Annotated in this window: 9 protein-coding genes; 8 read left to right on the top strand and 1 reads right to left on the bottom strand. The window is 37.0% G+C overall.

All coding sequences use genetic code 11. The annotated features are described in order from the left end of the window. Positions 1-128: 128 nt before the first annotated feature. Positions 129-641 carry a hypothetical protein gene (locus HMPREF0381_RS12190; protein ID WP_008752295.1) on the top strand — a complete coding sequence of 171 codons (513 nt, stop codon included), beginning with the start codon at positions 129-131 and terminating at the stop codon, positions 639-641. Between the two features lie 2 nt (positions 642-643). Here the strand turns inward: HMPREF0381_RS12190 and tadA are convergent, their stop codons facing one another. Further along, positions 644-1,117 carry a tRNA adenosine(34) deaminase TadA gene (tadA, locus tag HMPREF0381_RS12185; protein ID WP_008752294.1) on the bottom strand — a complete coding sequence of 158 codons (474 nt, stop codon included), beginning with the start codon at positions 1,115-1,117 and terminating at the stop codon, positions 644-646. Positions 1,118-1,322: 205 nt separating this feature from the next. Here tadA and HMPREF0381_RS12180 point away from each other — a divergent pair, with 205 nt between their 5' ends. The 7 genes from HMPREF0381_RS12180 (at position 1,323) to prfB (ending at position 11,750) form a co-directional block, all read left to right on the top strand. Continuing rightward, entirely contained in the window at positions 1,323-2,015 is a 693-nt protein-coding gene (locus HMPREF0381_RS12180; RefSeq protein ID WP_008755151.1) for a response regulator transcription factor, read from the top strand. Between the two features lies 1 nt (position 2,016). Next, entirely contained in the window at positions 2,017-4,296 is a 2,280-nt protein-coding gene (locus HMPREF0381_RS12175) for a sensor histidine kinase (protein WP_008752292.1), read from the top strand. A gap of 134 nt (positions 4,297-4,430) precedes the next feature. Continuing rightward, positions 4,431-6,242, top strand: a complete 1,812-nt coding sequence (gene ftsH, locus HMPREF0381_RS12170; RefSeq protein ID WP_008752291.1) for an ATP-dependent zinc metalloprotease FtsH — start codon at positions 4,431-4,433, stop codon at positions 6,240-6,242. Between the two features lie 132 nt (positions 6,243-6,374). Then, on the top strand, positions 6,375-7,004 hold the full coding sequence (locus HMPREF0381_RS12165) for a TetR/AcrR family transcriptional regulator (protein ID WP_040461440.1): 630 nt from the start codon (positions 6,375-6,377) through the stop codon (positions 7,002-7,004). A 2-nt stretch (positions 7,005-7,006) separates the two neighbouring features. After that, positions 7,007-8,743 carry an ABC transporter ATP-binding protein gene (locus HMPREF0381_RS12160; RefSeq protein ID WP_008752289.1) on the top strand — a complete coding sequence of 579 codons (1,737 nt, stop codon included), beginning with the start codon at positions 7,007-7,009 and terminating at the stop codon, positions 8,741-8,743. 9 nt (positions 8,744-8,752) lie between these two features. Continuing rightward, a complete protein-coding gene (locus HMPREF0381_RS12155) occupies positions 8,753-10,489 on the top strand; it encodes an ABC transporter ATP-binding protein (protein WP_008752288.1) in 1,737 nt (578 codons plus the stop codon). A gap of 126 nt (positions 10,490-10,615) precedes the next feature. Further along, positions 10,616-11,750 (top strand): peptide chain release factor 2 gene (prfB, locus tag HMPREF0381_RS12150; RefSeq protein WP_154647102.1). Its coding sequence is split into 2 segments (ribosomal slippage): positions 10,616-10,690 and positions 10,692-11,750, totalling 1,134 coding nucleotides; the frame shifts between segments, so codons are not numbered across the junction. Positions 11,751-11,763: the final 13 nt, after the last annotated feature.

The raw sequence follows: 11,763 nt of genomic DNA, 5'->3' as shown, positions 1-11,763 counted from the left end.
ATATATAAAATACAAAAATAAGATAAATTTCAGTGTACAGGTTTTAAAATAAAAATTATAATAGTACCGGAGTTCGGGCATAAAGGATATGCTTAAGCTTGATAAAAGAATAATATAAGGGGGAACCTATGAGAAAAATTATAGTAACATTATCTTGCATCTTATTGGTAGGATGCGGAGGAACAAAGGCTGTAGGTGTTGCAAAGCCTGTCAGCGAAGGCAGTATAGATAGCGGCAGCGTAAAGAGCGACAGTACGGAAACAAAAAATGAAGACAGCAAAGCGGACGGCAAAGTGGATTATGATCTAAGCAGTATGGGACCTGATTTGGTATATGCTACAATATATCAAATGATGATTGATCCCAAGTCATATGTCGGAAAGAGTTTTAAGGTGACCGGAAATTATTATTCATCCTACAGTAAGGAAAATGATCAATACTATCATTTTTGTATGGTAAAGGATGCTGCCGCATGCTGTGCCCAAGGTCTTGAATTACTTTGGGCGGATGAGAGCATGAACAGGCATGAGAATTGCCCTGATGAAGAAGCCTTAGTCACAGTAGAGGGAGTATTTGAGACATATGAAGAAGGTCAGAATACTTACGGCAGATTAAAGGATGTAAGGCTTGTCAAGGAGTAATATTATTGTGACTTTGTCTGCCTTAGTGATTTGAAAAATGAACTTAAAAGCAACGAACATTCGTTTTTAAGCGATTCACATGATATAAGCTCCACCTCGGTCTTATGGTTGAATCCGTCAGTTTGCAGTATGTTTAATACGGAGCCTGCACATCCTGCTTTCGGATTCATAGCACCTAAGACCGCTCTTTTTATTCTTGACTGCACTATAGCACCTGCACACATAGGACAGGGCTCGAGGGTTATATACATGGTACAGTCTTCAAGTCGCCAATCACCCATTTTTTTGCAAGCTTTTTTTATAGCGATTATTTCTGCATGTGACAGTGTACTTTTGTCTTTGTTTCTTCTATTATATCCCCTGGCTATTATTTTATCTTCAAACACAATAACACAGCCGATAGGTACATCACCTATTGAAAGGGCTTTTTTTGCCTGCTTTACAGCTTCTTTTAAAAAATAATCATCTCTATACATATCTACACCTATAAAACACAAAAATTTAACAGTTTTACTATATAATGTTTTCGTTATTAAAGTTTTTGTTTTTTTATATGAAAACAAATGGTATAATTGATAGCAGGGTTGTGACGGCACAGAGTGCAAAACAATCCGATACAATTTGTATTTTAAACTAAAGCAAAATGAAAATTATGTCAAGATATATATAAAGGATGGAACTATGGAATTGATATTAGTATGTGACGATGACAGAGAAATAGTGGATGCAATTAAAATCTATCTTTCAGGAGAAGGTTTTGAAGTGATAGCCGCTTATGACGGAGAAGAGGCTATAAAATTGATGGCAAAACATAAAGTGGATCTTTTGATAATAGATATAATGATGCCGGTACTGGATGGAATAAGAGCAACAATGCAGATAAGGGAGAACAGTACCATACCTATTATAATGCTTTCTGCAAAGTCTGAAGATGCTGACAAGATACTTGGACTTAATATAGGTGCAGACGACTATTTGACTAAGCCTTTCAATCCTCTTGAGCTGGTGGCAAGAGTAAAGAGTCAGCTTCGCAGATATAAAAAACTTGGAAATATGTCAATGCCTGAGCCGCAAAGAGTGGTGGTGGGAGATCTTGAGATAGATGATGAGACCAAGGAAGTAGTAGTGGCGGGAGAACTTATTAAACTTACACCGATAGAGTATAATATTCTGCTTTTGCTTGCAAAAAACGCAGGAAAGGTCTATTCAATAGATGAGATATATGAACAGATTTGGAATGAAGAGGCAATCGGTGCCGACAATACTGTGGCGGTACATATAAGACATATCAGAGAGAAGATTGAGATAAATCCGAAGGAACCCAGATACTTAAAGGTCGTTTGGGGAGTGGGATATAAGATTGAAAAGCATTGATATGGATAAAGGTATATTTTTTTCAAAAGGCAGATTGAAGATTTGGGCAGTGGTATTACACCTGACAGCTTTTATTATATTTGTGTGCGGTGTTTCAATTATTTATTGCAATGAAAATTTTAATAAGGGGCTTCTATGGATGAATGCGGAAAAATATGACGAATCTCCTGCATTTATGAAGCAGGTGGACTCCGATATTTCATTGCTTTTTTCCTATGCCAATTTAAAGGATGTATTTGAAACGGATGGGAAACTTGATATAAATAAGAAGATATTCGGTTTGAATATGGGTCCCAGCAATGATGTGGATTTTACAGTCGGCTCTATAATAGAGTATGCTAAAAGACATGGATACTATATTGATGAACATTATCAGCTAAGTGTTGTAGACCAGTCTTTGGTAAATCAAATAGAGGATACTTCATACTTTGTAAATTATAGAACCTATGCTAATGACTCCGCAATTGTAGAACCCGGCGATGCATATATGAGCATGAAGACAGCTATAACGGAGAGCATAGGATTGCTGTCAAAATATTACGAAGCCTATGAGAGATTTGTGCTGAAACCGTCCAATTTCAGATACCGACTTGAATATGGAGATATAATATATACAAATGACAGAACGTTAAATATAAAAACCGTATATGACTACGGCAGGTTTGCAATAACATCTTCACAGGGGATGCTTGTAGAGACCAATCTAAGTAAAGTGCCGAATGAGTTGTCTTTTCAGGCTGAAAAACTGACCGATAAGCTTCAAAAGCCGTATCAGGTATATATTGCTGTGAATACTCTATATACAGCTACAGATGTCTATGCTGTTGAAAATGTAAATTATCTGAGTCAGAGAAGACTTTATGCATTGGGCTTGGTATTTGTGACTCTGGGTATTATATTGATGGGAATCAGTTTATGTTATCTTGTGGCTTTTTGCGGTCATTCTGAGAATGAAAACGGAATCAGGCTCAACAGTCTGTTTGACTTTATACCTTTTGAAGTAAAAATTCTATTATTGATTTTTGTAGTAGTGATTTTGTTTGCCGTGAATAATTTTATAGGAAACAGATTGATACATATATATATAGAAAAGATACATTGGAACTTTGCAAGTCAGATGCTCAATTATGTTGCCGTATATCTTGTGACTTTGCCGATTGCATTTTCAATACTTAGAGAGTACAAGGCGGGACTTCTGTGGAAAAACTCATATACAAAGGTTATAAAAGAGAGTTTTTCAGTATATATGCTAAAGAGATCCTTTAAAAAGAAGCTCGGTTCAAACTTTCTGGTAATGATTTTGGCGGATTTTGTGGTGGTAACATTATTTTTGCTGACTACAATTAATGTAAAAAGTCTTCTGGGTCGTCTTACAATATTTATATGTTTTATTATCTTCCTTATTATAAACATTGTGATATTCAATAAGACATATAAAACAGCTGCCGCTTTTGATAAAATTGCGGAAGCTATAAAGCAAATAGCAAACGGTGATACAAGGTACAGACTGGATGAGAGTGAATTCAGCGGCGGAGAGATAAGTGTAGTAAAGGATCTGAATAATATAAGTAAGGGCTTTCAAGGTGCCATCAATGAACAGGTAAAAAGTGAAAGATTAAAAGCCGATCTGATTACCAATGTCTCACATGATATTAAGACACCACTCACTTCTATTATAAACTATGTTGATTTGATAAAGAGAGAGAAGCCTGAGAATGCAAAGATACAGGAATATTTAGATGTACTGTCGCTAAAATCACAGCATCTGAAAAATCTGACGGAGGATTTGGTAGAGGCAAGCAAAGTATCAAGCGGAAATATCTCTGTAGAATTAAGAGATATTGATCTGGTTGAGATGATAAATCAGACAAATGGAGAGTTTGAAGAGAAGTTCAGTCAGAAGGGACTTAAAATTATATCAATACTTCCGTCATCAAGTATTATGATAAGGGCGGACGGCAGACATCTTTGGAGAGTATTGGAGAATCTGTATAACAATACTTTCAAATATGCGGCTAAAAATTCAAGAGTATATATAGATATAAGCACAGAGAATAATATAGCTACATTTGTTATAAAGAATATCTCTGAAAATCCGTTAAATATAAGGCCTGATGAGCTTACAGAGAGATTTGTAAGATGTGATGTATCAAGAACAACTGAAGGAAGCGGACTTGGACTTTCAATAGCGAAGTCTCTTACTATTTTGCAGGGCGGAAAGTTTGATATAATCATAGACGGAGATTTATTTAAGGTACAGATAAGATTTAAGGCGGTTTAAAATATATAAGTCGGTCTTAGGACCGGCTTATATATCACTTGATTATTAGCACTCATTGTGATATAGTGCTAATAACGATTTATCGTTATATGTATCGAAGATTGGTTATTGAATATAAATAAGAATGGAGGAATATGATAGAAGATCCGAAGAATAGAAGACCGTTTATTTATTACTATATTATTGTTTTAGTAATAATGACGGCACTGAATTTTTTAGTTGTACCTTTTATAAAAGAAGGTCAGATAAAACAGGTTGACTATGGTACTTTTATGACTATGACGGAGAAAGGAGAAATTTCAAAAGTTGATATACAGACAAATCAGATACTCTTTACAGGGAAAAATGATAATGTAATATATAAAACAGGTTTGATGAATGATCCGGGACTTACAGACAGGTTGCATAATGCAGGGGTACAGTTTTCAAGTGAAATAATAAGGAAGGAGTCACCGCTTTTAAGCGCAATAGTCAGTTGGGTACTTCCGCTTGCAATATTTTATTTTCTGTGGAACAGAATTTCAAAGAGAATGTTTGACAGAAACAGTGCAAATTCTTTGATGTTTGGAGGTATGGGCAGGTCAGGTGCCAAGATATATGTAAAGTCGTCTGAGGGCATTAAGTTCAGTGATGTGGCAGGTGAAGATGAGGCGAAGGAAAATCTTACAGAGATAGTTGACTATCTGCATGACCCGAGTAAGTATAAGGATATAGGTGCATCAATGCCTAAGGGTATCTTACTTGTAGGACCTCCGGGAACCGGTAAGACAATGCTTGCAAAGGCGGTTGCAGGTGAAGCAAATGTGCCGTTCTTCTCTATGTCAGGGTCTGAATTCGTTGAGATGTTTGTAGGTATGGGTGCTTCCAAGGTAAGAGATCTTTTTAAGCAGGCTAAGGAGAAAGCGCCATGTATAGTATTTATTGATGAGATAGATGCTATCGGCAAGAAAAGAGACGGACAAATAGGCGGAAATGATGAGAGAGAGCAGACGCTCAATCAGCTTTTGACCGAGATGGACGGTTTTGAAGGTAACTCCGGTGTTATGATTTTGGCAGCTACAAACAGACCTGATGCACTTGATCCTGCACTTACAAGACCCGGAAGATTTGACAGACGTGTACCTGTAGAACTTCCCGATCTGAAGGGCAGGGAGGAAATACTTAAGGTTCATGCAAAGAAGATAAAAATTTCTGATGATGTGGACTTTAAGATTATTGCAAGGATGGCATCAGGTGCGTCGGGAGCCGAGCTTGCAAATATTATAAATGAGGCGGCACTGAGAGCGGTCAGAGACGGTAGAAAGTTCGTTTCACAAAATGATTTGGAAGAGAGTATCGAGGTGGTAATTGCAGGATATCAGAAGAAGAATTCTATTTTGACCGATGCCGAGAAGTGGAGAGTGTCATACCATGAGGTAGGTCATGCACTTGTTGCGGCAAAACAGACTAATTCGGCACCTGTCACAAAGATAACCATTATTCCAAGAACTTCAGGTGCATTAGGATATACTATGCAGGTGGACGAGGGCAATCACTATTTGATGACAAAGACCGAGCTTGAAAATAAGATTGCTACACTTACAGGAGGTAGAGCCGCCGAGGAAGTGGTATTCGGTGATGTTTCAACCGGAGCATCAAATGATATAGAGCAGGCCACCAAGCTTGCAAGAGCCATGATTACCAGATACGGTATGAGTAAGGACTTTGATATGGTGGCACTTGAGACCGTTACAAACAAATACCTTGGAGGAGATACCTCATTGGCAGCTTCGGAGACCACAGCGGCGGTAATAGATACACAGGTAGTGGCTTTAGTAAAATCCCAGCATAAAAAAGCCGCACAAATACTTTTAGAAAACAGAGAAAAGCTTGAAGAGATAGCTCATTTCCTATATGAAAAAGAAAGCATTACAGGTGATGAGTTTATGGAGATATTGAACAGGTAATATGATAAAAAGGGGCATGGTAATCATGCCTCTTTTATAATGCGATAAAAATCTTGGAATATAAAATTATTTTACTTTACAAAGAGTTATAACAGTGTTATAATAACGGTGTTATAAGAAATGGAGAGGCTTATGAAAGATATTGATATAGAATTGAAAATACTTGAAGTTGCAAAAAAAGAGTTTATGGAACAGGGATATATGAATGCTTCTATGAGGGTTATTGCTGAGAAATCAGGCTGCACTACCGGAATGCTCTACAGCAGATTTGCGGATAAAGATAAGATTTTTTCAAGTCTGGTAAAAGAAGGAGCGGATAAACTTCTAAACGGGTTTAAGAATAAACTTGATATATTCGGCAATTCAACCCCGAAAGAACAGATAGCTTCTATGCACAGCTTTTCCGAGCAGGGCATGGAGGAAATAATGGATATAATATATGAATATTTTGAGAGTTTTAAACTGATAGTATGCCATGGTTTCGGTTCAAGTTATGAGCATTATGTAGACAGTCTTGTAGATATGGAGGTGGAAAGCAGTATTAAATTTATGAATGTATTAAAGGTACAGGGTTATCAATTGAAAATTATAAGAGCAGATTTGTGCCATATGCTGGCAAGTTCTCTGTTAAACGGGATATTTGAAACTGTAGCGCATGATTTTGATAAGAATGATGCTATAGAGTATGTGAACAGTTTGCAGGATTTTTTTGCGGCAGGTTGGGACAGATTGCTTGGATTAAAGTATGATAAGGAGAGTTGAGTATGAAGAAAAGGTATGATTTTTCATGGTTAAAAGGCATAATAAAGAAAAAAGCCGGTTGGTATATCATATCTGTAGGTGCTGCAATATTGGGTGTATTTTTTGCGATGGCACCGTATTTTGTAATCGGTAATATAGTGGTTAAGCTTCTTGACGGAGTAAGGGATTATTCAATATATTTTAATTTATGTTTATTGATAATGCTGTTTTGGATTCTTAGAATAGCTTTTCACAATCTGTCTACATTGATTTCACATAAAATAACCTTTGAAATGCTGGCAGATATCAGGAAAGAGATCTGTGATAAATTATACAGATTGCCTTTAGGTTATGTAAAAGATACTCCTTCAGGTTCACTCAAAAATATAATAGTGGAGAGAGTGGACAGCATGGAAATTTCTCTTGCACATATGATACCTGAATTGACGGCCAATCTTTTAGGACCGGTATGTATAGTGATTTATTTATTTTTTCTGGATTGGAGAATGGCACTTGCATCCTTGATAACGATTCCTGTAGGTATGATTGCCTATATGGGAATGTTTAAAAATATGGATGAAAGATATAATAACACTATAGTAAAGACCAAGGCTTTAAATGATACTGCGGTGGAATATATAAACGGAATTGAGGTGATTAAGGTATTCGGTAAGGCACAAAGCTCTTATGAGAAGTTTGTATCGGCCGCTAAAGAGGGGGCGGACTGCTTTATTGAGTGGATGCGTTCATGTATATGGTATTCGTCCGTTGCAATGTCACTGTTGCCGTCAACTTTGGTAGGTGTTTTGCCCATAGGTGTATATCTTTATAATAAAGGAAGTCTTAACGGTGCGGTATTTATACTGATTATAATACTTTCTTTCGGAGTTGTAGCTCCGCTTATTGCCTGCTCCGCATTCGGTGAGGATTTGGCTAAAGTCGGTACTATTATGTCTGAAGTGAGCAGTGTACTTGAAGAAAAAGATATGGAAAGACCTGAAAGCTCCAATCTTGAGTTGGAAGATACTGATATAGAGCTTAAGAATGTACATTTTGCCTACCATAAAAAGGAAGTTTTGCATGGTATAAATATAAAAATAGATGCCGGAAGTGTAGTTGCACTTGTAGGTCCAAGCGGAAGCGGTAAGTCCACAATAGCAAAGCTTATAGCAGGATTGTGGGATGTAGGTAAAGGAGAGGTTTTGATAGGAGGAGTAAATACAAAAGATATACCTTTGGATATTCAAAATAAATTTATAGCCTATGTATCACAGGACAATTACCTGTTTGATATGAGTATAAGAGAAAATATAAGACTTGGCAATCCAAAAGCAAGTGATAAAGAAGTGGAAGAGATAGCAAAAAAAAGCGGTTGTCATGATTTTATAAAGGCACTTGAAAACGGATATGATACGATGGTAGGCAGTGCCGGAGGTCATCTTTCAGGTGGAGAAAAACAGAGGATTTCAATAGCAAGAGCTATGTTAAAAGATGCAAAGCTTATAATTTTAGATGAAGCGACCGCATATACCGATCCTGAAAATGAAGCATTGATACAGTCGGCGGTGGCTAAGCTGGCATATAATAAGACAATGATAGTTATAGCACACAGATTAAGTACCATAAGAGATGTGGATAAAATATTTGTAATAAATGACGGCAAGGTGGAAGCTGCAAATACCCATGATGAATTGCTTAAAACATGTGAACTTTACAAGAGTATGTGGGAAGCACATATGGAAGTAAAAGACAGGGCATAGGAGATATTTATGGTAGAAGTATTAAAAAAGTTTTTTGATTTTTGCGGAAGTGTAAATAAGAGGAAATTTTATATATCTATAGTACTTGGAGTTCTTATGGCTTTTTTAGAGGCTTTGCGTGTTCCTGCCACGTATGTGGTGATAAAGGCTATAATAGAAAATACTGTAAGTTCAAGCACCGCTTATATAAGTCTTGGTATTTTGCTTATAAGTATTGTATTAACTGTAATGGTAAAAGCTAAGACTACAATGTTGCAAACAGAGGGAGGTTATGGTACCTGTGCAAATAAGCGAATAGAAATTGCAGAGCATATGAGATATATCCCTATGGGTTATTTTAATGAAAACAGTTTAGGTTATATCACATCTGTTACCACAAATACTATGGAGGCTTTGGCGGATGTTGCAACCAAAGTGGTTATGATGACTACTCAGGGGCTTCTTACCACTTTGCTTATAATATGCATGATGTTTACCTTTGATTATCGTCTTGCATTTATGGCATTGGCGGGAGTGATATTATTTTTGATTGCAAACAGATATCTTCAATACAGGGCATTAAGTGTGTCCGAGAGTAAAGACAGTGCCGACAGAGCTGTGGTTTCATCCGTTTTGGAGTATGTACAGGGGATGTCTGAAATAAAGTCATATTTGCTATATGGAAATGAAAATAAAAAGTTGCTTAAGTCCATAGATAATGCTTCAGATATCAACTTTAAAATGGAAAAGCGTTTGCTGCCGGTTATGGCATTACAGACTTTAATTACAAAGGCTACAGGTGTATGTATTGTAGCAATTTCAATATACTTTTATATAAACAACAGTTTGAGTCTTTCAGACAGCATTATGATGATGATATGTGCTTTTATGATGTACTCTTCGCTTGACAGTGCCGGAAGTTTTTCAGCACTTATAAGAAGTGTCAATATAGCGATAGAAAAGGCGAATGCAATACTGAAAATAGAGCCTATGGATATAAACGGAGATAATATAGATGTAAAAAATCATGATATAGATTTAAGAAATGTTGAATTTTCATATGATAAGAGAAAGATTATAAATAATATATCTCTGCATATAAAAGAGGGAACCACCACTGCGATAGTAGGCCCCAGCGGTAGCGGAAAGACAACACTTTGCAGATTGATAGCAAGATTTTGGGATGTCAATAAGGGCAGTGTAAAACTTGGAGGAAAGGATGTGCGCAGTTACAGTATGGACTCTCTTATGAAAAACTTCAGCTTTGTTTTTCAAAGTGTTTATCTGTTTGAGGACACAGTTGCAAATAATATCAGATTCGGAAATCCGGATGCAAGTATGGAAGATGTGATTGCGGCAGCAAAAAAAGCATGCTGTCATGATTTTATAATGAAGCTTGATAAGGGTTATGATACTGTGATAGGAGAGGGAGGAGCATCTCTTTCAGGTGGAGAAAAGCAAAGAATTTCAATAGCCAGAGCTATGATGAAATCGGCACCTGTTATAATACTTGATGAAGCCACCGCAAATGTGGATCCTGAGAATGAGAAAGAGCTTGTGCAGGCTATAGAGGAACTTACCAGAAAAAAGACTGTAATTATGATAGCCCACAGGTTAAAAACCGTCAGAAATGCCGACAAGATAGTGGTTATAGATGAGGGCAAAATAGTTCAGGAAGGAAAGCATGAAGAACTGATAAAGCAGGAAGGAATCTATAAAACATTTATAAATGCAAGAGAAAGAGCGGTAAGCTGGAAGATAGCATAAACCGTAAGCTTATGAGGCATAGTATTATTTATATAGAAGCCTGATGTTTACATAATCTTAAAACTTTAATATAATATCGTTGATATTCATTTGGATATTTAGAATAATATGAAAGTGGGTGAGCAAATGGTAGAATTGGACGGTTTTAAAACCACACTACAATCCTACGAAAAAATATTGCTGGAAGTGAGGGATTCACTTTGACTTGGACAGTAAGGAAAAAAAGATAATTGAGCTGGACCGTGCAATGGAAGAGCCTTCATTTTGGGACGATCCGAAAGAAAGTACCAAAATAGTAAGAGAGGCGAAGCAGCTCAAAGATACTGTCGAAAAATACAATAAGTTAAAGTCTGAATACGAAGATATCGGAGTCCTTATAGAAATGGGCTATGAGGAAAATGACGAGAGCCTTATACCTGAAATAGAGGCTATGCTTGAGGAGTTTACAAAGGAAATAGATGCTTTGAAAATAGCGACTCTTCTTACAGGGGAGTATGATTCATCCAATGCTATAATGAAGCTGAATGCAGGTGCCGGAGGTACGGAGTCCTGTGACTGGTGTTCAATGCTTTATAGAATGTATACAAGATGGGCGGCAAAAGAAGGCTACACTGTGGATGTGCTTGATATACTTGAAGGTGATGAGGCGGGTATAAAATCAGTCACATTACAGATAAACGGCTTGAATGCCTACGGCTATCTTAGAAGTGAGCATGGTGTGCATAGGCTTGTGCGTATTTCGCCTTTTAATGCGGCAGGAAAACGTCAGACCTCATTTGTATCCTGTGATATTATGCCGGATATTGAAGAAGACCTTGATGTGGACATAAATCCTGATGATTTGAGGATAGATACTTATCGTTCATCAGGTGCCGGAGGACAGCATATCAATAAGACTTCTTCAGCTATAAGAATCACACATATCCCTACAGGTGTGGTGGTACAATGTCAGAATGAAAGAAGCCAGTTCCAAAACAAGGATAAAGCTATGCAGATGCTTAAAGCCAAGCTTTTCTTATTAAAGCAGCAGGCAAATGTCGAGAAGCTTTCAGATATCAGAGGTGATGTGAAGGATATAGGCTGGGGAAATCAAATACGTTCCTATGTAATGCAGCCCTATACAATGGTAAAGGATCACAGAACCGGAGCGGAAAGCGGAAATGTAACTGCGGTAATGGATGGAGATATTGACAAGTTTATTATTGCATACCTTACATGGCAAAGCCTTGGATGCCCTGCAAGAAATGCGGGAGACGAATAATGTAGAAAATAAA

This window comes from Lachnoanaerobaculum saburreum DSM 3986 (genome assembly GCF_000185385.1).
Classification (GTDB): Bacteria; Bacillota; Clostridia; order Lachnospirales; family Lachnospiraceae; genus Lachnoanaerobaculum; species Lachnoanaerobaculum saburreum.
Note: the sequence above shows the minus strand (reverse complement) of the source record. Positions and strands in the feature narration are given on the sequence as shown.

What these genes read in the sequence shown, in the direction of transcription:
- HMPREF0381_RS12190 (WP_008752295.1), top strand. Translation starts at nt 129, where the DNA reads ATGAGAAAAATTATAGTAACATTATCTTGCATCTTATTGGTAGGATGC.
- tadA (WP_008752294.1), bottom strand. Translation starts at nt 1,117, where the DNA reads ATGTATAGAGATGATTATTTTTTAAAAGAAGCTGTAAAGCAGGCAAAA.
- HMPREF0381_RS12180 (WP_008755151.1), top strand. Translation starts at nt 1,323, where the DNA reads ATGGAATTGATATTAGTATGTGACGATGACAGAGAAATAGTGGATGCA.
- HMPREF0381_RS12175 (WP_008752292.1), top strand. Translation starts at nt 2,017, where the DNA reads ATGGATAAAGGTATATTTTTTTCAAAAGGCAGATTGAAGATTTGGGCA.
- ftsH (WP_008752291.1), top strand. Translation starts at nt 4,431, where the DNA reads ATGATAGAAGATCCGAAGAATAGAAGACCGTTTATTTATTACTATATT.
- HMPREF0381_RS12165 (WP_040461440.1), top strand. Translation starts at nt 6,375, where the DNA reads ATGAAAGATATTGATATAGAATTGAAAATACTTGAAGTTGCAAAAAAA.
- HMPREF0381_RS12160 (WP_008752289.1), top strand. Translation starts at nt 7,007, where the DNA reads ATGAAGAAAAGGTATGATTTTTCATGGTTAAAAGGCATAATAAAGAAA.
- HMPREF0381_RS12155 (WP_008752288.1), top strand. Translation starts at nt 8,753, where the DNA reads ATGGTAGAAGTATTAAAAAAGTTTTTTGATTTTTGCGGAAGTGTAAAT.